The organism is Altibacter sp., assembly GCF_019913785.1.
Taxonomy (GTDB): Bacteria; Bacteroidota; Bacteroidia; order Flavobacteriales; family Flavobacteriaceae; genus Altibacter.
Genome location: NZ_JAIOHK010000055.1, coordinates 136,785 through 159,049, shown reverse-complemented (window position 1 = coordinate 159,049; position 22,265 = coordinate 136,785). Strand labels below are relative to the sequence as shown.

The following is a 22,265-nucleotide window of genomic DNA, read 5'->3' as shown; positions in this document are numbered from 1 at the left end:
TGAAAGAATTAGGGTTTGCCGTAGGCGAACCCTTTTTTTATAAGCTGTTTTTAAAGGAATAATTCAATACCGGAGTAAGATTCACCGAATCTACCTGCTTAAATACTATGTTGGAACTTGCTTCTGAAAAAAGAGGAGGGGTTAATTTTAATGCTTTGGCTCGTTTGGTATAATGAACACTTTTTTTGGGATGCTCGGGGGAGGTAGCATTGAATATATGGCCGAAGGCATCCTGTTTTATAATTTCTGAAAGTATACCAATACAATCCTGTCGATGAATTAAATTTACCGGGGCATTGCCATCGTTTAGATTTTCTCTTCCGGCCAAATAGCGAACCGGTTGTCTGCTACCGCCATATAATCCACCAAATCGGACAATGGTTGTTTGTATTGTTTCCGAATTAAAAAACAGCTGTTCTACCTGTACCAACTGCTTTCCGGCCTGAGACCTGGGCTTCGGAATATCTTTTTCGGTAACATTTCCTTGGGCGTCATCGTAGACAGAAGTACTACTCACCAAAATGACCTTTTTTACCCCGGCATTTTTGATTTCAGTTAAGAAATGAGCCATTTTTAGGACGTAATCGGCGCCCGTGTTTCTTCGTAAGCCCGGCGGAATCATAACAATGAGGAAATCCACATTTTTTAAAAATGCCTGAGGTTCTCCACTCACGCCTGCTTCAGAAATTTCGACAGCGTATACATCAAATCCATTCGATTGTAGTGTAGCTGCCTTTTCCTTGCTAGTGACCGATCCCTTTATTTTATATCCCAACATCATTAGATGTTGGGCCAAAGAGAGACCCAGCCATCCTAAACCTGCGATGCCAATTGTTTTACTCATAGGCTGTCGGTGATTCATTTAAAAGACTATCTGTTTCTTTTTTAGGCAGGGCATCCACGGTAAAAGTACGCCTAATTACTATGGCATCGGTAATGATAAAGGGCTTGGGCATCATGGCCTTGGTGCGTTTGTGAATGGTAAATTGCGGGTGGTTGAGAAGATCGAAAGAATACTCAAGTGCGGTAAATTCGACGGGGGTATTTCCATCCACCACGTACTGAACTTCCAAGGGTTCATTGTCCGTCATATAATAGCGCAATAAACCCTTATTATTGCGAATACCGAATGCATTTCCCAAACTGTCTTTAGACACATCTATTCCATTGAAAACCAGTTTTTTAAATAGTTGTGTGGTATCGGCATACAATAAAATTTGATGTGTTTTCCGTTTGGGAAGTAAGGTAAAGGAAACCGCACGTTGGTTGTTGAACAGTGTATCCTGGTTCAATACTATCTCAAAGGATACGAGGTCCTTTTTGGGGGCTTCAGACGCATAGGTATAGCTCGTATTGTATTTACTTCCGGCGGCATTGTCAATGTATTTCGAAGCTACTTCTGGGGTTTCGCCCAAATATCCACGAGTCCAATCATCCAAAATTTCATCGTAGGTTACCCAATGGGAATTTCCGGAATCGACGTTTTGATAGTATACCAGACTGTTCGGTTTTTGTCTTGTTTCAGAAAAACCACTGGTGGTGTGTGCTCCTATAAAAAAGCCAATTGCTATAACCAAACACAGTATAGAAAGCACTCTTTTTTGTTCGTAAAAACGAAAAATCGGCACCAATAATCCAAAGGTCAATACGGTAAAAACACAACTAATTACCAGCATTTCCAGACCGAGTCCCACGGGGAAAAACTGAATAAGCGGGGCAAAAAGAAAAATGGTAGGAGCTCCCAAAAATGAAAGCAGTAATAAATGGGGTTGTTTGTATTTAAGCAACAACCAGAAAGAAGCCAAACCAAAATAGACCGGAATTATAAAATAGGCGGCTCCTTTTAAATACAAGAACACAACCGCATTGATTACCAACCAAAATGCGAGCGGTGCCACATATATTCCGGCGGGTAATTGCTGCTTTTCAAATTTTCGGTAGATCGCAAATAGAATAGCCAGAGAAAGAAATACAAAAAAGGCAATATAACTATGTCCATTGTACGTAAATCCCTGTTGAATTTCATTGTATTGCGGATAGAGGGTTGTGATAAGTTCCCATCCAAAATACCCCAGAATTCCACATGCGACTAGCGAAGCGAATAATGCAAGAAATCCTTTTCCAATGGATACTCCGCTAAGACGACCGCTTGAAAGTCCGTAGAATACCAGTACTATAAAAATTACTGCGGCCAGAAGTAGCATCCATAGGATCCACGAAAAGGGATAGCTGATCAATTTCACTAAAGGAACGTTTACATAGACATAATCTTCATCTGCTTTGAGGCTGGAAAGATCGGCCTCGGCGAAATAATGCAGTAAGGGAAGCAAATAACTTCCTTGGTGTTGTAGTGAATTTCGGTTCAGGTTTTCAAAAGTATCATTCGCAGTATGGTAGTCGAAATGATCATCTATAAAGGCAAAGAAGAAGCTGTCAATATCTCCATCTTCCCGAAACACTGTGGAGTCGGTATCATTGGGCAGCATTTTATAAATGCTGTACATAAGGGAGGAAGCTACGGGATATTTTGGGTTGGCTTCCGAAAAGGCCTTAACCAAATTGGCATTTCCTTGGTTCGTTTCCAAGATCATATTACTGGGGCCGCCGCTACCACGTGCTTCAAAATTCAGTACAAGCCCAACGTCTTTTGCCCAGGGATGCTCATTTACAAAGAGTTTGGCGCCGTCAAGGCCTAGCTCCTCACTATCAGAAAAGAGAATTATAATATCATTTTTAGGCGTCTTCCCGGAAGCTAAATAAGCGCGGATACTTTCTAATATTGTAACCACTCCACTTCCCGCATCACTGGCTCCTAAGGAAGGAACTTTTGCACTGTCATAGTGAGAAAGTAACAACAGCGCTTTCCCCGGATGGCTTCCTTTAATTCGCGCCATGACGTTCTTCGGTTGAACAAGGCTTTTCCCATCTTCTTGTAACACATATCCTTGTTGTTCCTCTACTTGAAGGCCTAATGCTTCTAATTGTAAGCCCAAATACAAACGCACCCGTTCGTGTTCTTCAGATCCTAAAAAGTGAGGAGCCTTGCTCAATTCTTTTAATGGAATCAGCGCTCTTTCCGTAGAAAATTCGGTTTCAGAAATCGAGGCCGGTGTTCCATCACTCGGCATTAGACTATAAAAACTATAATAGACAAACCCTACCAATAACAGCAAGGAGATAACAGCACTAAATTTTTTCATGATATAATTTTACCATTTAAAAGTACGATTTTCAGCTAAGATTTGTTCGATCTTAAACAATTTCAATAAGACTTATTTGAAAAAAGAGTATATTAGTAAGGACGCAAAAAGCTATAAACATGGGAATTAAAAGTTTTATGGGCAAACGTGCCAAGCCTACCAAGGGGAGTAACGAACATATTACCGTTTCGGATTATATGACGAGAAACCTTACCACCTTCAGACCAAATCAATCGGTTATGGAGGTGATGAATATTTTAATAAAAAGGAAGATATCGGGAGGGCCTGTAGTCAATGACAAGCATGAATTGGTTGGTATAATTTCGGAAGGAGACTGTATGAAACAAATTAGTGAAAGCAGATATTACAACCATCCTATGGAAGACATAAAGGTAGAAGAGCACATGATTAAAAATGTGGATACGATAGATGGTAATATGAATGTTTTTGATGCAGCCAATAAATTTCTGGAATCGAAGCACCGTCGTTTTCCAATCGTGGAAAATGGTAAATTGGTAGGACAAATTAGTCAGCGAGACGTATTAAAAGCGGCATTAAAACTCAAAGGCCAGACCTGGTAGAATATTCCTTAAAATACACCTTCTTTTTTAACCAATAGATAAAAGTCATTGTCTAAAGGAAGATACCCTTGATCGTATAAATAATAATACACAGAACCTGTTTTGGTAGTATAGATACTCGTAAAATAGTCAAAATTAAAACCTGCCCGTAGCAATCGCTCCTTGGTAACCTTTGTTTTGTCTTTTGTATTTAATGTTTCAAGAATGCGATAGTTTTTACGAAGTCGATTATTAATGTTCCGAACCAGATTTTTTTGATCTTTGTTCAATGCATTATTATGTGCATTGCGACACGCATCGCTGCAGAACTTCTTGTCTGACCGACCGATAATCTTGTTTCCACATTCCGGACAACTCTTTTCCATGAGGTGTTTTAATCTATAATCGTTTCAATTTCTTCTTTTTCTTTCTTTAAATGAAACCGATAGACTGCTTCAAATTTTAAAAAAATACCGCCGTTAAGTTCTGGGTTTAGCTGCGTGCGGTCGTCTCCAAAGCTAAAGGCCGAAAGCCCCAGATCGATGGTTTCTCCATCGGCATACACCTCATAATTGTTGCTGGAATACCCTAATTTGGCGCGCAACAATACACTTTTCTGAAGCACATTAAATTGTACATACCCGGCAAACTCCAATGAGCTTAGGTCCACATAGGCACTCGATTCACTGGCATTTCCATATAGTCGAAAACTTCGGCCAATTCCAAAGTAATCAATTCCTATGGTGGTAGCTCCAAAACAGTAATTTACATCGGCAACAATAGGCAAGGACATATCCATTTCGAACCGATTATTAGGACTCAAATAATACCATCCAACAATAGGGGTAGTAAACAGACCAAAGGCTTCGGAAGTAGCATACAATCCAAATCTATATTTCAAATAATCTGTTTTTTGATATTTCAGCAGGGCAATTCCACCGAAATAAAAGTCATCTCCTTTTATTTTTTCATAGTCGGAAGCGACCTTAGGTAACATAATAACAGTGCTACTCCATTTTTCAGACAAAGTAGAGGCCAGACCCAACTTTAAAGTAGTACTGTATAAACTTGTGAAATCGGCACCGGGGAGTAATTCTAAATTATTTCGACTAAAATTAAGACCTGTAATTAGTGCATGATTTTCATGAATTACGACCGGATAGGTGAGGTCTACTTCAAAAGATTTGACATAAGTACTTCCTTCGGCATCGGCAAAGTCGTTATTAAAGGTCTGTCCGTATCCAATTTTTAGGACATCAACATATTCCTGAGCCCCCAATACCAGTGGGAAAAACAGTAAAATGAGTAAAAATCGCTTCAATTGACTTGCTTGTTTTTATAAAGATATACTTTTTTACAAAAACAGCTCATGCACAATTGGGTTTAGAGTAGCCTATTTCTTTAAAATTTCTTAATTTCGCAACCTGTTTACTGCATGTAGCGGCATGGTATTGAATCTTACATAATTATGAGCTCAAAATTTAAAGAATACAAGGGTTTAGACCTTCCCAAATTAGGCGAAGAGGTACTCGATTTTTGGAAAAGTGAAAACATTTTCGAAAAGAGTATTGCCATTCGCGAGGGAGCACAACCGTTTGTATTTTTTGAAGGTCCTCCATCGGCCAATGGACTGCCCGGGATTCACCATGTAATGGCTCGAGCCATCAAGGATATATTTTGTCGGTATAAAACGCAGAAGGGGTTTAAGGTAGATCGTAAGGCGGGCTGGGATACGCATGGCTTACCTATAGAATTAGGTGTTGAAAAGGAATTAGGCATCACCAAAGAAGATATTGGCGTAAAAATATCGGTGGAAGACTATAATGCAGCCTGCAGAAAAGCCGTGATGCGCTATACCGATGTATGGAATAAGGTTACCGAAAGTTACGGGTATTGGGTAGATATGGACGACCCGTATATCACCTACGAACCCAAGTATATGGAATCGGTTTGGTGGTTGTTGAAGCAGATCTACGAAAAAGGATTGCTGTATAAAGGCTACACCATTCAGCCCTATTCACCTAAAGCAGGAACAGGTTTAAGCTCGCATGAATTAAACCAACCGGGCACCTATCAGGACGTGACCGATACAACGGTAGTGGCTCAGTTTAAGGCAAAGAGCGATACCTTACCAGCATTCCTTCAAGGATTTGGCGATGTGCATTTCTTGGCCTGGACGACGACCCCATGGACCTTGCCAAGTAATACCGCTTTGACCGTTGGACCTAAGATCGATTACGTATTGGTGAAGACCTTTAATCAATACACATTCGAACCCATCAATGTAATTTTGGCAAAGAATTTAGTAGCCAAACAATTTACAGGAAAGTTTGTTGCTGCTGAAAGTGAATCCGATCTAGAAAATTTTAAGGAAGAGGATAAACACATTCCGTATGTTATTCTGAAAGAATTTAAGGGCAAGGATCTAGCTGAAATAAGATACGAGCAATTATTACCCTATGCCCTACCTTTTGATTCGCCCGAAAATGCCTTCCGTGTGATCACCGGGGATTTTGTAACCACCGAAGACGGTACCGGAATCGTTCATACCGCACCTACCTTTGGGGCAGACGATGCCAAAGTGGCCAAAGAAGCTTCCCCCGAAGTGCCTCCTTTATTGGTAAAGGACGAAAACGGTAATTTGGTTCCTCTAGTCGATCTTCAAGGAAGGTTTCGTCCCGAAATGGACGAATTTGGCGGCAAGTATGTGAAGAACGAATACTACAATGAAGGTGAAGCACCCGAAAAAAGTGTCGATGTGGAATTAGCCATCAAACTAAAGATAGAAAACAAAGCCTTTAAGGTCGAAAAATATACCCACAGTTACCCCAACTGCTGGCGTACAGACAAACCTATTTTATACTACCCTTTGGATTCCTGGTTTATCAAGGTGACCGATTTCCGGGATCGCATGTTCGAGTTGAATGAAACCATTAATTGGAAACCAAAAGCCACCGGGGAAGGTCGTTTCGGAAATTGGTTAGCCAATGCAAACGACTGGAATTTGTCGCGTTCGCGCTATTGGGGGATTCCGTTGCCACTGTGGCGTACCGAAGATGGGAAAGAGGAAATCGTGATAGGAAGTGTAGCGGAATTAAAAAATGAAATGGCCAAGGCCGTTGCAGCAGGATGTATGTCCAAGGCCATTTTTGAAGATTTTGTTGCAGGCGACTTTTCAAAAGAGAACTATGCAAAAGTAGATCTTCACAAAAATATTGTAGATGAGATTATTCTTGTTTCCGAAAGCGGAAAACCGATGAAGCGGGAGGCAGATCTTATTGATGTGTGGTTTGACAGTGGTAGTATGCCGTATGCACAATGGCACTACCCGTTCGAGAATAAGGAAAAAGTTGAAAACACATGGCGCAAAGCCGATTTTATTGCGGAAGGGGTTGATCAAACCCGAGGTTGGTTCTATACCTTGCACGCCATTGCCACCATGATCTTTGACGATGTTGCCTATAAAAATGTAGTTTCTAACGGACTCGTACTCGACAAGAACGGACAGAAAATGTCCAAACGGCTTGGAAATGCAGTTGATCCGTTCGAAACCTTGGCTAACTATGGGCCGGATGCCACACGTTGGTATATGATTAGCAATGCAAATCCTTGGGATAACTTGAAGTTTGACAGTGATGGCATAGCGGAAGTGCGTAATAAATTCTTCGGAACGCTTTACAATACGTATAGTTTCTTCAGTTTGTATGCCAACTTGGATAATTTCAGTTATACGGAAGCGGACATTCCTTTGGAAAAAAGACCGGAGATCGATCGTTGGATTCTTTCCGAATTAAACACCCTTGTGCAAAAAGTAGATGATGCCTTTGCCGATTACGAACCCACTAAGGCGGCGAGAGCCATTTCTGAATTTGTTCAAGAAAACTTGAGTAACTGGTTTGTACGACTTAGCCGAAGACGTTTCTGGAAGGGCAGTTATGGAGAGGATAAGATATCGGCCTATCAGACCTTGTACACCTGTTTGCTTACTGTGGCGAAATTAGGAGCGCCTATTGCACCCTTTTTTATGGACCGATTGTACAAGGATTTGACCGAAGGTAGTACGCAAAAAGGAGAAGCTTCGGTACATTTGAGTAACTTTCCGGAGCGTATTGCGTCTTATATAGACAAGCAGCTGGAACACAAGATGCAGCGGGCACAGACAATATCGTCATTGGTATTGTCGTTACGTCAACGAGAAAAGATTAAGGTAAGACAACCGCTTCAGAAGATAATGATCCCTGTTTTGGACGAAGCCACACGTATGGAGATTGAAGCAGTTTCCGATTTGATCAAATCGGAAGTCAATGTAAAGGAAATCGAGCTGATCGATGAAGGTTCCGGTATTTTGGTGAAGCAGATAAAACCCGATTTTAAAAAACTGGGGCCTCGCTTTGGAAAGGATATGAAAACAGTGGCTCAGGCCATTACAAATTTTGGTCAGGACGAGATTTCCATTTTAGAAAAAGAAGGTGAAATTAGTGTACTTATTAACGAAAAAAATACTAAATTGAACCTTGATGATGTGGTGATAAGCTCTCAGGATATTGAAGGCTGGTTGGTCGCCAATGCCAATGGAATAACGGTGGCTTTGGATGTAACCATCACTACAAATTTAAAGAATGAAGGAATTGCGCGAGAGTTGGTGAATCGCATTCAGAATATAAGAAAAGATTCCGGCTTTGAAGTAACCGATCGTGTGGAGGTGACCATCCAAAAAGAGGGACAACTTCAAAAGGCGGTACAAGAAAATTTAGAATATATTAAACAAGAAACGTTAACGGAGGTGTTACAGTTTGAAGATGAGATTGCAAATGGTACAGAGATTGCTTTCGACGATATTGAAACACGATTACGTATTAAAAAACATTAGAAATTATGGCACAAGATGAAAAAGTAAGGTATAGTGATGCTGAGCTACAAGAATTTAAGAAACTAATTCAGAATAAAATTATAAAGGCGACGGAACAATTAGAATTGATTCAGAGCTCGTATAAGAATGACAGCAATAACGGAACAGATGATACATCGCCTACTTTCAAGGCATTTGATGAAGGTAGTGAGGTGATGAGCAAGGAGGCGAATTCGCAGTTGGCAATCCGTCAAGAAAAATTTATTCGCGATTTGAAGAACGCCTTGGTTCGGATAGAGAATAAAACCTACGGGATTTGTCGCGTCACAGGAAAGTTGATCAATCCGGAACGCCTAAAGTTGGTGCCACATGCTACCTTGAGTATCGAAGCCAAAAATATGCAGAAATAAGGCTGTGCCGGTTAACGTTTATGGCGGAACCCCATTTTTAAATGGGGTTTTTTTACGAATGATAATTATTGCACTGACTTCTCGGTTTGGCGCATGATTAAGATTGGGGTGAAAACAAGGGTTCGTATAATTAGCCTGCTTCAAACCAAATAATATTGTTATTTTTGCCCTCGATTAAACCCGTGTTGGGAATATTCGACTTACTTTTTAATACTATTCATGTCTCTTAAAAAAGCCGCTGTCATTATTTTTCTGATCTTATTGATAGATCAGATTACAAAGGTCTATATCAAAACCCACTTTGTCTTGGGTGAAGAAATACCTGTATTCGACTGGTTTCGGATTTTGTTTGTGGAGAACGAAGGAATGGCATGGGGGGCAAAGATCCCCGGAGCCTATGGAAAACTTTTTCTCACTCTCTTTAGATTGGTTGCCATTGTTGGAATCGGCTATTGGTTGTGGGATGCAGTTCGCAAAAAATCATCCCGTATTCTAATTGTATCCATCGCGCTTATTTTTGCAGGAGCGTTTGGGAATATTATCGATTCGGTTTTTTACGGAATTATATTTGGAGATAGTCACCACCAGATTGCGGCATTTTTGCCGGCCGAAGGAGGCTATGGCACTCTGTTTCACGGGAAGGTAGTGGATATGTTGTATTTTCCGCTTTGGGAAGGGTATCTTCCCGAATGGATTCCATTTAAAGGAGGTGATTACTTTCGGTTTTTTGAACCGGTATTCAATATAGCCGATACCGCGATTAGCACAGGCGTTGGATTGTTGTTGGTTTTTAATAAGCGGGCCTTTCCGAAGAAAGAAAAGGAGGATTAAAATTTAATCGTGAATGTGGTGCCAACGTTCACATGACTTTCCACATGGATAGTTCCTTGCAATGCCTCCACCTGATTTTTGGTAATAAACAGACCCACTCCATTGGAATCTTCATGCGAATGGAAGGTCGCATAAATATTAAAAACCCTACTGCCATACTTTTGCAGATCTATACCGGATCCATTGTCTTTAATCATTAGGAACGAATCATCTCCTACTTTATAGGTACAAATATCAATAATTGGCCTCCTGTTGGGGTGTTTGAATTTAATGGCGTTGGTAATTAGATTTAAAAAAATGCTTTCCAGATAGGCAGGAATATACTCGATGGAAGGAACTTCCGAAAAGTCGGAAAAAATCTCGGCTTCCGAATTAAAAATGGTGTCTTGTAGGGCGTGCATTACCGAGAGAAGACTCTCCCGAAAGGAAACATTTTTCTTAGTGTCTCTGGCTTTGGCCTGTATGGCCACAATTTCATTTAAATGATTGATGGTGGTATTTATGTGTTCGGAAATCTGACTCAATCCATTCTTTAATTCGGCTTCTTCATCTTTAGATTCTGCCGAATTGAGCAGTTCTATGGTCAATTGTAAATTACTGGCATGCGAACGCAAATTGTGTGACACCGTATTTGCAAAATTAAAAAGCCTTGTGTTTTGGGATTCTATAATACCTAATGAATTTTCGAGCGTAAGTTCCTTTTGTTTAAGATCGGTTATGTCTTGAAAAACACCTCGAATTCCAATAACCTGATTGCTGTCGTTGTAAATTGGTTTACCGGTAGCCTTTACCCAAAATTCCTTTTGGTCGTAGGTAAGCATTTTCATAACCCCCGAATACGGTTTTCCCATGGTACCTTCAAAAAAAGCCTTAGAAATGATATCTCTAAACTCGGGAGCAAAAAAATCCAAAGCTGTTCTAAGCGAGGGTCTAAAATCCTGTGGCACATTTAGAATGCGTCTCGCTTCAGGATCGAGAGAGGAAGTTTTGTCAATAAAGTTAATGCTCCACCCGCCAGTAGCCGTAAGTTGTGCAATTTCTTGGTAATAGAAATTATTGTTTTGCACACTTTCGATGTTCGCGGGGGGATGATTCTTTTTTTCTTCTAAGAGAATTTTACTTCGCTTTTGCGCTAAAAAATTCATTCAACATCAACTTTTAAAGGCGAAATATAAAGAATAAATTTCAATTGTAGGATAATTCTTTCAAAAAGAAAATAAAGAAGCTTTATTTTACAAAAGGATAAATGGGGAGATTCCGAAATATCCAATAGGCAATTGCAATTCCAAAGTAACTGAAAATAAACAAATTACTGTAGAAAAGGCGAACTCTGTGAACTGTTTCAAAAAGGTAGTTCCACAGTTTAAGCCCCAAACTATATATAAGAAGGGGCAATGAGAGGATTAACAAAGGGTTTAGGAAAAAGGCAGTTTGTATATTTCCATGTGCCAATTGATGAAGTGCCCTTTGCGAACCACATCCCGGGCAATTATAGCCTGTTACAAACTTAAAAGGACAAGGCAAGAAAAAGGAATGCTGGCTCGGATTAAACAGAAAAAGAACGAGAAAAGCACCCCCTAACAAGGCAAGTAAGAGGGTGATTTTAAGGATTTTAGTATGTACTTGCAAATATGGCACCCGCGTATATGACAAAAATTATTACGTAAAAAATGATAATAGCAAGCGGGCCAATAATGGCACCCCAAATGGCCCATTTTTTAGCATCGCTAGCCGCCTTACGAGCTCCTACATGATCTCCCTGAGCCCATAAGGTATTCACTTTGTTCGCTTTTAATATAGAGACTATTCCGAAGGGTATGCAGCATAAAACCGTACATAAGATTGCCCACACTAAATTATTGTCTGGTGGTACTGAAGCAGCATTGTGAGATGATTCCATAAAAGTTTTGTTTTTGTTGATTAAATATACTGCGTTTTCTTAAAAAGCATATACTTTTTTTGGGGTGACACAATAATGCAATGGAATATCTGTGTTTTCAACATCTATCATAACTTCAGGGTCAAAAAAAGAAAGCCCAACGAAGATGGTTTCTACAGTACATTGGGCTAAAAAACGATCGTAAAACCCTTTGCCATAACCTATTCTATTCCCCTTTTGATCGAAAACCAGTAACGGGACAAATACTACATCAAGTTGTACTGGCTTTATCTCAATACCTGAGGCAGGTTCGGGAATTCCAAATTTAGAAATTTGTATGAACGTATTCTCCTGAAGTAATATGTGCTGTAACCTATCTTGTTTGAAATCGGTCTTAGAAACGACTATGCTTTTATCTTTTCCTTGAAGAATATGTAGTATATACTCGGTATTCACTTCTTTTTTTTCGGCAATCGATAAAAACAGGTGATAAAAAGTTTTATTCCAAATAGGAAGTTCCAATGTGTTATTGGCTATTTGAAGGCTGCCTTCTTCAACGAAATCATTAGACAATTGCGCACGTATTGCTTTGTATTTTTTTCGAAGGAGTTCCTTTTCCATTTAATCTTTTATTTCTTCGGAAGTCGCAAGAGAAGAATCTACGGTAGAAATATGAAAAATGGCATCTCCCTGGTGTACAATTGGTGCGTGGTTTACATTTATAATATAGCCTTCATTGGGTGCTTTCACCTTGAAGCGCATGGTGCCATAGGGGTCGGTAATAGTGGCAAGAAATTCATCTTTTAGCACAAATTTATTACAATCGATTTTCACGTGTAACAAACCACTTTTTTGAGCTCTAATCCATTTGCTTTTTTCAACCAAAATGGTTTCTGAAATAATTTCAGGCGCCCTAAACTTTTCTGAAAGCATTTCTAAGTGTTTCAGAAGACGCATCACACCATCAACCCCGGTTTTCACAATGTGTTTATCACTGGACAAGGATTTGCCCCCTTCAAAAAGGAGAATGGGAATATCCATTTTGGCACAGGTAGTGCGGTACGACCTTTCTATATTAGATGAATAGACCGTAAAAGGGGCATTAAAAATTTTAGCAAAATTCAGTAGTTCAGCATCATTCGGACGAATACGGACTTGCGCAGCATTAAATCTACTGGCACCTCCGGTATGAAAATCTAGACAGTAATCTATATGGGGCAATATCTTTTTAGTTAGGTGGTAGGCCACTCTACTAGCAAGGGATCCGGTCTTAGTGCCCGGAAAAACCCGATTGAGATCTCTTCCATCAGGAAAGGCCCTATCGGCATTTAAAAAACCAAAGATGTTTAAAATAGGAATACAAATAATAGTTCCTTTCTTTGGCTTGTTGATTTTTTTTGCAATGATTTGTCTAACAATCTCAACCCCATTAATCTCATCACCGTGTATTCCGGCCGTCATTAGAATAGTGGGTCCCGGGATGAGCGCACGCTCAATAATAATAGGAATCTCTACTTTGGTGGAGGTATATAATTTTGCAATACTAAAATCAATGGTTCTACTCTCCCCTAATTTAATAGTATGACCTAATATAATAAGTTTGTTATTTTGCGCTTTGCCCATGTACTATACGTGTCTTTCTATATATTTAATGATGGTAGTCGCAATGTCCTTACCGGTAGCCTTTTCGATGCCTTCCAAACCTGGCGAAGAATTCACCTCCAAAATCAAAGGCCCCCTGTCGCTCTGTAACATATCAACACCTGCAATACCCAATCCCATCGCTTTTGCTGCCTTCAAGGCAGCGATTTCCTCTTCATCGCTCAATTCAATAACACTAGCATTACCACCTCGATGGAGATTGGAACGAAATTCCCCTTCCTTCCCTTGACGTTTCATGGCGCCAACTACATGCCCATCGACTATAAAAGCTCTAATATCTGCACCTCCGGCTTCCTTGATAAATTCCTGAACAATCACTCTGGCTTGTAGGTTGTTAAAGGCTTCAATAACCGATTCGGCTGCTTTTTTAGTTTCCGCCAAGATCACACCAATTCCCTGTGTACCTTCTAATAATTTGATTATTACGGGAGCTCCTCCGGCTTGTTCAACTATTTCTTTTACATTTTTAGAATAATTGGTAAAGACGGTCTTAGGCAACCCCAATCCTGCACGGGACAAGATTTGTAAACTTCGCAGTTTATCTCTGGAACGCACCAGGGCCTGTGATTCGGTGGTAGTAAAAACACGCATCATTTCAAATTGACGTACTACAGCTGTTCCGTAAAATGTAACGGAAGCACCAATACGTGGAATAACGGCATCGGTATGATCTAATTTTTTCCCGTTGTAAATAATAAATGGGTTTTTCTTTTCAATTACAATATCGCACTTGGTGTGATTGATTACTTCTATAGCATGCTTCCTCTTTTTGGCAGCTTCAATTAGCCGCTGCGTGGAATATAGATTGGCGTTTGCGGATAGTATCTTAATGTTCATTTTTAAGTTTTAGTTTGTACGAAAGGTTTGTATTATTAATATCTACCACAAATCGTTTTGTTAAAAATTTTCGCCCTATAAGCACGGGATAGCGCATTTCTTCTCGATCACTCAGTGTTAAAAAGATAGGATAGGTTTTTCCAAATAGTATTATTTCGGTTAAAATTCGGTATCGTGCCTGTATTTGACCATTGCTGCTTTTAACCACTTTTACATCGTAGCGGTCAAAAACAAATTCCTTCTCGTGATAGGCCGGATGTTCTTCATCTAGAAAGACACATTTCAAATAGTTGTCAACGACCACCACATTTTTGCAATGGATACTAGAGGTATAAGCACCGGTATCTATTTTTACCTCGACGTCATATAAATTTAGCAGGGGGAAATCTGCCTTATCAACTCTTCCTATTTTTCTTTTCAATGCAATCAGTTTTATTGGTGCAAGATACTAAAATGCCAGTCTGTTTTGAAGAAGTTGGAATACTTACGCACAAGTTAACTTACTTATTACGCTCTATATATCCGATGATGCTTTTTGAGATATTTTTCCCGGTTGCGGTTTCAATGCCCTCCAAACCCGGAGTTGAATTTACTTCAAGAACCAAGGGACCTCTGCTAGATTGTAGAATATCTACACCACACACCCCTAAGCGAAGTGCTTTTGCGGCTCGAAGCGCGAGGCTTTCTTCTTTATAACTTAATGTAATCACTTCGGAAGTCCCTCCGCGATGTAAATTCGATCTAAAATCCCCCTCCTTACACTGTCGTTTCATCGCTGCTACTACAACGCCATCGACTACAATGGCCCTTATGTCTGCTCCTTTAGATTCTGAAATAAATTCCTGAAGCAAAAACTTAACACCAGCCGTTTGTAGGGTTTCAACAGTTGCCAAAGCGGTTTGATAGGTTTGCGCCAGAATAACACCATGTCCGTGTGTACCTTCCAATAATTTTATAATTAGCGGGTTTCCATCAAAACTTCTAAGTTGTTCTTCATAATTAATAGCATGCGCCAACATAGTTTTGGGAACGGCAACACCTGCCTGTGTCAAAATTTGAAAACTTGTCCACTTATCTCGCGATTTTATTATGGCATCGGCCGTGACGGCCGTGAATACCCCCATGGACTCGAAATGTCGCACCAAGGCTGCCCCGAAATAGGTGTTGGAAGCTCCAATCCGTGGTATAACCGCATGTAGGTCGTCTACCATATCACCTTGATAGTTTAAAATTGCCGTACCATTTTCAACTAAAAGCTCACAATGATCGGGATCTAAGACTTCCATGGTATGATTTCTTGCCTCCCCGGCTCGTAAAAGGCTTTTGGTAGAGTAGAGACCACCACCACGCGATAATATGGCAATATTCATAAAGTGAATTTAACCCTTGCAATGTAATAAAAAATTAAAACGACAAATAGGCAAGAAGTTTAGAATGTTCATTTAGCCCATTTTTAACACTAATTGAAACTTCAAAGCGCTTCAAAAAACAAAATTGCAAGTATCTTTGAGGTATGGCCGAAGCATCTGTGATATTGCAAATTTCTACGCTCCCGGAATCTCCCGGGGTCTATCAATATTACGACAAGGACGAAAAATTGCTCTATGTGGGGAAAGCAAAAAACCTTAAAAAGAGGGTGAGCTCCTATTTTACAAAACAGCACGACAATGGCCGTACGCGTTTGTTGGTTAAAAAGATCAGAAATATTAAACACATTGTGGTTGCCACCGAAACGGATGCCCTATTACTGGAAAACAATCTTATAAAGAAATACCAGCCGCGATACAATGTCATGCTCAAAGATGACAAGACCTATCCCTGGATCTGCATTAAGAAAGAACGTTTTCCGAGGGTTTTTTCAACACGCCGTTTGATCAAGGACGGCTCTGAATATTACGGGCCGTATACCAATATGAAAACAGTTCACACCTTGTTGGAGTTAATAAAAGGTTTGTATCCACTGCGTACGTGCAATTACGACCTGTCGGAAGAAAAGATTCGTGCCGGAAAGTACAAGGTCTGTTTGGAATATCATCTTGGGAATTGCTTAGGACCCTGTGAGGGTTTTATTTCTGAAGCCTCGTATCAAGAGAATATAGAGGCCATCCGAAACATCGTGAAGGGTAACTTTAAAGATTCGCTTTCCCGATTTAAAAAGCAAATGAAGACCTATGCGACCAACCTCAATTTCGAGGAAGCACAGCGCGTAAAAGAGAAAATAGATGTACTCGAAAACTATCAGGTGAAATCGACCGTTGTCAACCCCAAGATCACCAACGTCGATGTCTTTTCTATTGTTTCGGATGAAAGCTATGCCTATATCAACTTCTTACAAATTTCGTTTGGAGCCATTATACGGTCCCATACCCTGGAAATTAAAAAGAAACTGGACGAAACCGATGAACGGCTGTTAGAATTGGCGATTATAGAATTACGACAACGATTTCATTCCCAATCCAAAGAGATCTATGTACCTTTTAAGGTAACGACCGAGACCGGGGTAAGGGTCCATATTCCCAAAGTAGGAGACAAAAAGCACATCCTTGATCTTTCCCTACGCAATGCCAAGTATTATCGTATGGAACGATTTAAGCAGGCCAAGATTGTAGACCCCGACAGGCATGAAAAGCGTATCATGGCACAGATGAAAAAGGACTTACGGCTTTCGGTCGAGCCAAGGCATATAGAATGTTTTGACAACAGTAATATCCAAGGGTCGCATCCGGTGGCTGCCTGTGTGGTTTTTAAAAATGGCAAGCCCAGCAAAAAAGAGTACCGAAAATTCAATATTAAAACAGTCGAAGGCCCCGATGATTATGCTTCCATGGAAGAAGTAGTTTATAGGCGGTATAAACGAATGTTAGAAGAGGAGCAACCTTTGCCGCAATTAATCATCATAGATGGAGGGAAGGGTCAATTAACTTCCGCATTGAGAAGTTTAGAAAAACTCGAATTAAGAGGAAAGATTGCGATTGTAGGGATTGCGAAGCGATTGGAGGAATTATTTTACCCCGATGATCCAATTCCCCTATATTTAGATAAGAAATCGGAAACCTTAAAAATTATTCAACAATTGCGAAATGAGGCCCACCGCTTCGGAATTAGCTTCCACCGAGATAAGAGAAGTAAAGATGCTTTGAATACTGCACTGGAGACTATTCCGGGTATTGGCGAAAAAACAGTTGTCGTATTGTTTAAACATTTTAAGAGTACCAGACGGATAGCAAAGGCGAGCTTTGAAGAACTCGCCAATGTGGTTGGAGCCGATAAAGCAAATAAAATTATAACCTACTTTCAAACAAATACATGAAGAAAATAGCTTTTATAGCAATGGTATTGTGTGCCGCCTTACTGCATGCTCAGGAACCTGAAACCAAAGATGTTAAAGTTGGTTTGGTGCTTAGCGGTGGTGGCGCCAAAGGACTTGCACATATTGGCGCTTTAAAGGTAATTGAAGAATCCGGAGTTCGTATCGATTACATTGGAGGAACAAGTATGGGAGCCATAATTGGGTCGCTATATGCTTCGGGATATACAGCAAAACAACTGGACTCCATTTTCAAAGAAATCAATTTTGACGATCTCATTCAGGATGAAATTCCCCGTAGGGCAAAAACGTTTTATGAAAAGGCTGAATCGGAAAAATATGCGCTAACCCTTCCGTTTGACAAATTTCAAATTTCGTTTCCTTCAGCACTTTCAAAAGGACAGAATGTATATAATTTTCTATCCAAACTTACAGCGCATGTTAACGACATTGAAGATTTTAATAAACTCCCCATCCCTTTCTTTTGTATTGCCACCAATGTAGAAACCGGGAAGGAAGTGATCTTGAATAAAGGCTACCTCCCAAGAGCCATTACAGCCAGTGGAGCACTTCCTTCCTTGTTCAGCCCTGTAGTCATCAACGATACGGTGATGGTGGACGGTGGAGTGGTCAATAATTATCCGGTGGATGAGGTACGAGCCATGGGAGCCGATATTGTAATTGGGGTTGATGTACAGGATTCGCTTCGAGGGAGAGACCGATTAAACTCGGCCTTCGATGTATTGGTGCAAATAAATAATTATCGAACCATTAATGATATGGTGGAGAAGCGAAAGAAGACCGATATATACATTAAACCCAATATGAGCGACTTTACGGTGGTCTCTTTTAGTGACGGACAGAAAATCGTCAATGCCGGGGAGGAAGAGGCAGGCCTATTTGCGAAGCGACTTAAAGATATAGCCGCAACGCAACAATACAAACCGAGGCCAAAAGTAAATTTTGTTAAGAACGATTCCCTATTCATTAAAGAGGTCCAGATTACTGGAAATAAAAAATACACCCGAGCCTATTTGTTGGGGAAATTGAAACTGATAACCCCGGCAAAAACCTCCTACCAACGCTTTAATGAAGGGATCAATAACCTTTCGGCTACAGGAAATTTTCAGGATATTAATCACCGCTTTTTGGAAGACGAGAACGGACAAACAACGGTACTGCTAGATGTTAGGGAAAGCAAGTCGAATACGCTATTGCGATTAGGGGCTCATTACGATGATTTGTTTCGCACGGCGGCCATGATTAACGTGACCCAAAAACGAATTTTTACAAATAACGATATTGCCTCTTTCGATTTTATAGTAGGGGATAATTTTCGGTATAATATTGATTACTATATAGACAAAGGTTTCTATTGGAGCATTGGGTTAAATTCCAGTTACCATTTTTTTGATGAAGACATTCCTATCGATTTTATTGTAAACGAATCCTTGGCCGAAGTGGATACACAACTGAACAGAATTTCTTTGAAGTATGGCGATGTTACCAACCGAGTGTATGTGGAGACCTTGTTCAGAAGAACGTTTTTGTTAGGAATAGGGGCAGAACACAAGTGGCTTCGCTATTTGTCTGAAACCATAGGAATAGACGAAAACAATAACCCCAGAACCATTTTTGAAAACACCAATTACTTTAGTTCCTATGGCTATTTAAAATACGATACCTACGACAATAGCTTTTTTCCAAATAAGGGGATTTTCTTTAAAGGAGATTTTCATTTGTACCTTTTTGCCCACGGACTCAATAAGAATTTCGATGAATTCTCTATTTCAAAGGCAAAGATTGGCTATGCCTTTTCATTTTCAGATAAATTTTCAACAGAGCTTACCACCGAAGGAGGTTTTAAAATTGGAGGTGCCTCAACACGTTCTCTCGACTTTTTTATAGGAGGATATGGGTACAAACCCTTGAACAACATTGTTCCTTTTTATGGTTACGAACCCTTGAGCGTACGAGGCGACACCTATTTAAAATCGGCCTTGACCTTGGATTACGAGGTGTTCAAGAAAAACCATATTAATCTTTCAGTAAATATTGCCAATGTAGGAGATGGTTTGTTTACTAGTGGCGAGTGGATCGATGGGATAGATTACAGCTCCTATGCATTGGGGTATGGGCTAGAGACATTCTTGGGTCCTGTAGAAGTAAAATACTCCTATTCCCCCGAACGGGATGAGGGAGAATGGTATGTGAGCGTGGGGTTCAGGTTTTAATAATTTCTTAAAGAACTCCCCGTATTTTTTCCGATATTTGTATAGTAAAATTACCTCATATGCCATTTTATCACCAACTCGGGAAAATTCCTCCCAAACGACATATCCAATTTCGTAAACCCGATGGATCTTTGTACGCCGAACAGCTTTTTGGAACCGTTGGATTTGACGGAATGTACTGCAATATCTATCACGAACACAGACCTACGCAAGTTAAGGAGATCAAAAAACAATATAGTATTGCGCCAAAAATTGCTAAGAGCAACAATTTGCGCTCGTACCGGTTAAAAGGGTTTCAAGTGGCACCCGAAAACGATTATCTGGAAAGTCGTAAGGTGGTACTCACCAATAGCGACTGCAATATCATATTGGCGGCACCCAAAGATTCCCTGCGAGATTATTTCTATAAGAATACAGATGCAGATGAATTACTTTTTGTTCATAAAGGAAGTGGGACCCTTCGCACCTTCTTGGGGAACCTCGATTTTAAATACGGGGATTATTTACTAATTCCCAGAGGGATCATTTATCAAATTGATTTTGATACTACAGATAATAGATTATTTATTGTAGAGTCGTATCGTCCTATTTATACGCCAAAAAGATATAGAAACTGGTTTGGACAATTGTTAGAACATTCTCCATTTTGCGAACGAGACATTCGTAAACCATCAAAACTGGAAACCTTCGACCAAAAAGGAGACTTCTTGATGAAAGTTAAAAAACAGGACGAGATCATTGAAATGGTCTATGCAACACATCCCTTCGATGTTGTTGGTTACGATGGCTATAATTATCCCTATGCTTTCTCCATACATGATTTCGAACCCATAACCGGGCGCATTCATCAACCACCACCGGTGCATCAAACCTTCGAGTCGGATGCCTTTGTAGTGTGTAGTTTTGTTCCTAGACTGTACGATTACCACCCCGAAAGTATCCCGGCACCTTACAACCACAGCAATATTGACAGCGATGAGGTGTTATATTATGTAGATGGAGATTTTATGAGTAGGAACGATGTGGATGCAGGCCATATTTCACTACATCCCGCCGGAATACCTCATGGTCCACATCCGGGCGCTGCCGAACGCAGTATTGGAAAGGCAAAGACAGACGAGTTGGCTGTAATGGTCGATACGTTTAAACCCTTAAAAGTAACAGAAGAAGCATTAAAAATAGCCGATGACACCTATTACCAGTCGTGGTTAGAGTAATATAGATTTGGAGCAATTCCCGCTTTCCGCTGTATCTCCCAATAAATTGGGAGGATGCCGCTGCAATCGGGGCTAAAATGATTTAGAAATGAGCAAAGAGGTAAAATCAGTAAACTACGGATTAGAAAAAATATTTGAAGGGGCAAAAGATTTTCTGCCCTTATTGGGGACCGACTATGTCGAATTCTACGTTGGAAACGCCAAGCAATCGGCACACTTTTATAAAACGGCCTTCGGGTTTCAATCACATGCGTATAAAGGGCTAGAAACCGGGTCGAGAGATGAGGTAAGCTACGTCTTGAAGCAGGACAAAATAAGGATTGTGCTCACGACACCATTGACAAGTACATCACCCATCAACGATCATATAGTCAAACATGGCGATGGGGTAAAGGTTATTGCTTTGTGGGTAGACGATGCTAGAAGTGCTTATGAAGAAACTACGAAACGTGGGGCAAAATCGTATATGGAGCCTACAGTCGAAAAAGACGAACATGGAGAAGTAGTACGTGCGGGGATTTATACCTATGGAGAAACCGTTCATATGTTTGTCGAACGGAAGAACTATAAAGGGGCTTTCCTACCCGGATTTAGGGCGTGGAAATCAGATTATAACCCTACACCAACAGGCTTGAAATTTATAGACCACATGGTTGGAAATGTTGGTTGGGGGCAAATGAACACCTGGGTAAAATGGTATGAGGATGTAATGGGATTTGTGAACTTCCTATCCTTTGACGATAAGCAAATTCATACGGAGTATTCTGCACTGATGAGTAAGGTAATGAGTAATGGCAATGGCCGCATCAAATTTCCTATCAATGAACCTGCCAAAGGAATTAAAAAATCTCAAATAGAGGAGTATTTAGATTTTTATGAAGGAGCTGGAGTACAACACCTTGCATTGGCCACAGACGACGTGATCAAGACAGTGGCACAGTTAAAAGCGAGAGGAGTAGAGTTTTTGCCACCACCACCACAGGAGTATTACGATGATATCCCTAGGCGATTAGGCGCACATATGGACATGATGAAAGAAGACATAAAAGAATTGCAGAAACTGTCTATCTTAGTTGATGCAGATGAGGAGGGCTATTTGCTGCAAATTTTCACAAAACCATTAGAAGACAGGCCTACTTTATTTTTTGAAATCATTCAACGCATGGGAGCCAAAGGCTTTGGTGCCGGAAATTTTAAAGCATTGTTTGAGTCAATTGAGCGGGAGCAAGCTGCACGCGGGACCCTGTGACAAATGTAACAATCTCAAAACTCCATCGTC

The 22,265-nt window shown here is 40.3% G+C and carries 20 protein-coding genes; 8 read left to right on the top strand and 12 right to left on the bottom strand.

The features are described 5' to 3' along the window. Positions 1 to 37: 37 nt before the first annotated feature. Both K8F54_RS08910 and K8F54_RS08905 read right to left on the bottom strand, forming a co-directional pair. Positions 38 to 844, bottom strand: coding sequence for an NAD(P)H-binding protein (locus K8F54_RS08910; protein ID WP_290789730.1), 807 nt, complete (start codon positions 842 to 844; stop codon positions 38 to 40). Beyond that, the gene (locus tag K8F54_RS08905) at positions 837 to 3,200 is read right to left on the bottom strand and encodes a M28 family peptidase (RefSeq protein ID WP_290789727.1); all 2,364 of its coding nucleotides are present in this window, start codon (positions 3,198 to 3,200) and stop codon (positions 837 to 839) included. Before K8F54_RS08905 ends, K8F54_RS08910 begins: the two co-directional genes overlap by 8 nt. A gap of 119 nt (positions 3,201 to 3,319) precedes the next feature. On the opposite strand from K8F54_RS08905, the gene K8F54_RS08900 reads away from it, so the two are divergent. Further along, positions 3,320 to 3,781, top strand: coding sequence for a CBS domain-containing protein (locus K8F54_RS08900; RefSeq protein WP_290789724.1), 462 nt, complete (start codon positions 3,320 to 3,322; stop codon positions 3,779 to 3,781). Positions 3,782 to 3,789: 8 nt separating this feature from the next. Here K8F54_RS08900 and K8F54_RS08895 read toward each other — a convergent pair whose 3' ends face one another. After that, positions 3,790 to 4,146: a hypothetical protein gene (locus K8F54_RS08895; RefSeq protein WP_290789722.1), complete on the bottom strand. Its 357-nt coding sequence runs from the start codon at positions 4,144 to 4,146 to the stop codon at positions 3,790 to 3,792. A gap of 8 nt (positions 4,147 to 4,154) precedes the next feature. Then, positions 4,155 to 5,081 carry a DUF6268 family outer membrane beta-barrel protein gene (locus tag K8F54_RS08890; protein WP_290789719.1) on the bottom strand — a complete coding sequence of 309 codons (927 nt, stop codon included), beginning with the start codon at positions 5,079 to 5,081 and terminating at the stop codon, positions 4,155 to 4,157. A gap of 147 nt (positions 5,082 to 5,228) precedes the next feature. Here K8F54_RS08890 and ileS point away from each other — a divergent pair, with 147 nt between their 5' ends. The 3 genes from ileS to K8F54_RS08875 all read left to right on the top strand — a co-directional run bounded on the left by ileS (position 5,229) and on the right by K8F54_RS08875 (position 9,850). After that, on the top strand, positions 5,229 to 8,630 hold the full coding sequence (gene ileS / locus K8F54_RS08885) for an isoleucine--tRNA ligase (protein ID WP_290789716.1): 3,402 nt from the start codon (positions 5,229 to 5,231) through the stop codon (positions 8,628 to 8,630). A 5-nt stretch (positions 8,631 to 8,635) separates the two neighbouring features. Further along, positions 8,636 to 9,019 (top strand): TraR/DksA C4-type zinc finger protein, encoded by a 384-nt coding sequence (locus tag K8F54_RS08880; protein ID WP_290789713.1) that lies wholly within the window; start codon positions 8,636 to 8,638, stop codon positions 9,017 to 9,019. A gap of 219 nt (positions 9,020 to 9,238) precedes the next feature. Further along, positions 9,239 to 9,850 carry a lipoprotein signal peptidase gene (locus tag K8F54_RS08875; RefSeq protein ID WP_290789710.1) on the top strand — a complete coding sequence of 204 codons (612 nt, stop codon included), beginning with the start codon at positions 9,239 to 9,241 and terminating at the stop codon, positions 9,848 to 9,850. Here the strand turns inward: K8F54_RS08875 and K8F54_RS08870 are convergent. From K8F54_RS08870 to K8F54_RS08840, 8 genes are all read right to left on the bottom strand, one after another. Further along, entirely contained in the window at positions 9,847 to 10,995 is a 1,149-nt protein-coding gene (locus K8F54_RS08870; protein ID WP_290789707.1) for a PAS domain-containing sensor histidine kinase, read from the bottom strand. The genes K8F54_RS08875 and K8F54_RS08870 overlap by 4 nt on opposite strands. An 82-nt stretch (positions 10,996 to 11,077) precedes the next feature. Next, complete coding sequence (locus K8F54_RS13950; RefSeq protein ID WP_363299556.1) at positions 11,078 to 11,488, bottom strand: DUF2752 domain-containing protein; 411 nt, start codon at positions 11,486 to 11,488, stop codon at positions 11,078 to 11,080. Next, positions 11,463 to 11,750: a CD225/dispanin family protein gene (locus K8F54_RS08865; RefSeq protein ID WP_290789704.1), complete on the bottom strand. Its 288-nt coding sequence runs from the start codon at positions 11,748 to 11,750 to the stop codon at positions 11,463 to 11,465. Before K8F54_RS08865 ends, K8F54_RS13950 begins: the two co-directional genes overlap by 26 nt. Positions 11,751 to 11,789: 39 nt before the next feature. Continuing rightward, entirely contained in the window at positions 11,790 to 12,350 is a 561-nt protein-coding gene (locus K8F54_RS08860; protein WP_290789701.1) for a 5-formyltetrahydrofolate cyclo-ligase, read from the bottom strand. Then, entirely contained in the window at positions 12,351 to 13,352 is a 1,002-nt protein-coding gene (locus K8F54_RS08855; RefSeq protein WP_290789698.1) for a succinylglutamate desuccinylase/aspartoacylase family protein, read from the bottom strand. Between the two features lie 3 nt (positions 13,353 to 13,355). After that, positions 13,356 to 14,228 (bottom strand): 30S ribosomal protein S6--L-glutamate ligase, encoded by an 873-nt coding sequence (gene rimK, locus K8F54_RS08850; RefSeq protein WP_290789695.1) that lies wholly within the window; start codon positions 14,226 to 14,228, stop codon positions 13,356 to 13,358. Continuing rightward, positions 14,218 to 14,649, bottom strand: coding sequence for a RimK/LysX family protein (locus tag K8F54_RS08845; protein ID WP_290789692.1), 432 nt, complete (start codon positions 14,647 to 14,649; stop codon positions 14,218 to 14,220). Before K8F54_RS08845 ends, rimK begins: the two co-directional genes overlap by 11 nt. Before the next feature lie 79 nt (positions 14,650 to 14,728). Beyond that, the gene (locus K8F54_RS08840; RefSeq protein WP_290789689.1) at positions 14,729 to 15,598 is read right to left on the bottom strand and encodes a RimK family alpha-L-glutamate ligase; all 870 of its coding nucleotides are present in this window, start codon (positions 15,596 to 15,598) and stop codon (positions 14,729 to 14,731) included. Positions 15,599 to 15,741: 143 nt separating this feature from the next. Here K8F54_RS08840 and uvrC point away from each other — a divergent pair, with 143 nt between their 5' ends. From uvrC to hppD, 4 genes are all read left to right on the top strand, one after another. After that, on the top strand, positions 15,742 to 17,538 hold the full coding sequence (gene uvrC, locus K8F54_RS08835; RefSeq protein WP_290789686.1) for an excinuclease ABC subunit UvrC: 1,797 nt from the start codon (positions 15,742 to 15,744) through the stop codon (positions 17,536 to 17,538). Beyond that, positions 17,535 to 19,769, top strand: coding sequence for a patatin-like phospholipase family protein (locus K8F54_RS08830; RefSeq protein ID WP_290789683.1), 2,235 nt, complete (start codon positions 17,535 to 17,537; stop codon positions 19,767 to 19,769). The genes uvrC and K8F54_RS08830 overlap by 4 nt, the downstream gene beginning before the upstream one ends. A gap of 59 nt (positions 19,770 to 19,828) precedes the next feature. Then, positions 19,829 to 20,986, top strand: a complete 1,158-nt coding sequence (locus tag K8F54_RS08825; protein WP_290789680.1) for a homogentisate 1,2-dioxygenase — start codon at positions 19,829 to 19,831, stop codon at positions 20,984 to 20,986. Between the two features lie 88 nt (positions 20,987 to 21,074). After that, the gene (gene hppD, locus K8F54_RS08820) at positions 21,075 to 22,235 is read left to right on the top strand and encodes a 4-hydroxyphenylpyruvate dioxygenase (protein ID WP_290789677.1); all 1,161 of its coding nucleotides are present in this window, start codon (positions 21,075 to 21,077) and stop codon (positions 22,233 to 22,235) included. Positions 22,236 to 22,265 lie beyond the last annotated feature (30 nt).

What these genes read in the sequence shown, in the direction of transcription:
- K8F54_RS08910 (WP_290789730.1), bottom strand. Translation starts at nt 844, where the DNA reads ATGAGTAAAACAATTGGCATCGCAGGTTTAGGATGGCTGGGTCTCTCT.
- K8F54_RS08905 (WP_290789727.1), bottom strand. Translation starts at nt 3,200, where the DNA reads ATGAAAAAATTTAGTGCTGTTATCTCCTTGCTGTTATTGGTAGGGTTT.
- K8F54_RS08900 (WP_290789724.1), top strand. Translation starts at nt 3,320, where the DNA reads ATGGGAATTAAAAGTTTTATGGGCAAACGTGCCAAGCCTACCAAGGGG.
- K8F54_RS08895 (WP_290789722.1), bottom strand. Translation starts at nt 4,146, where the DNA reads ATGGAAAAGAGTTGTCCGGAATGTGGAAACAAGATTATCGGTCGGTCA.
- ileS (WP_290789716.1), top strand. Translation starts at nt 5,229, where the DNA reads ATGAGCTCAAAATTTAAAGAATACAAGGGTTTAGACCTTCCCAAATTA.
- K8F54_RS08880 (WP_290789713.1), top strand. Translation starts at nt 8,636, where the DNA reads ATGGCACAAGATGAAAAAGTAAGGTATAGTGATGCTGAGCTACAAGAA.
- K8F54_RS08875 (WP_290789710.1), top strand. Translation starts at nt 9,239, where the DNA reads ATGTCTCTTAAAAAAGCCGCTGTCATTATTTTTCTGATCTTATTGATA.
- K8F54_RS08870 (WP_290789707.1), bottom strand. Translation starts at nt 10,995, where the DNA reads ATGAATTTTTTAGCGCAAAAGCGAAGTAAAATTCTCTTAGAAGAAAAA.
- K8F54_RS08865 (WP_290789704.1), bottom strand. Translation starts at nt 11,750, where the DNA reads ATGGAATCATCTCACAATGCTGCTTCAGTACCACCAGACAATAATTTA.
- K8F54_RS08860 (WP_290789701.1), bottom strand. Translation starts at nt 12,350, where the DNA reads ATGGAAAAGGAACTCCTTCGAAAAAAATACAAAGCAATACGTGCGCAA.
- K8F54_RS08855 (WP_290789698.1), bottom strand. Translation starts at nt 13,352, where the DNA reads ATGGGCAAAGCGCAAAATAACAAACTTATTATATTAGGTCATACTATT.
- rimK (WP_290789695.1), bottom strand. Translation starts at nt 14,228, where the DNA reads ATGAACATTAAGATACTATCCGCAAACGCCAATCTATATTCCACGCAG.
- K8F54_RS08840 (WP_290789689.1), bottom strand. Translation starts at nt 15,598, where the DNA reads ATGAATATTGCCATATTATCGCGTGGTGGTGGTCTCTACTCTACCAAA.
- uvrC (WP_290789686.1), top strand. Translation starts at nt 15,742, where the DNA reads ATGGCCGAAGCATCTGTGATATTGCAAATTTCTACGCTCCCGGAATCT.
- K8F54_RS08830 (WP_290789683.1), top strand. Translation starts at nt 17,535, where the DNA reads ATGAAGAAAATAGCTTTTATAGCAATGGTATTGTGTGCCGCCTTACTG.
- K8F54_RS08825 (WP_290789680.1), top strand. Translation starts at nt 19,829, where the DNA reads ATGCCATTTTATCACCAACTCGGGAAAATTCCTCCCAAACGACATATC.
- hppD (WP_290789677.1), top strand. Translation starts at nt 21,075, where the DNA reads ATGAGCAAAGAGGTAAAATCAGTAAACTACGGATTAGAAAAAATATTT.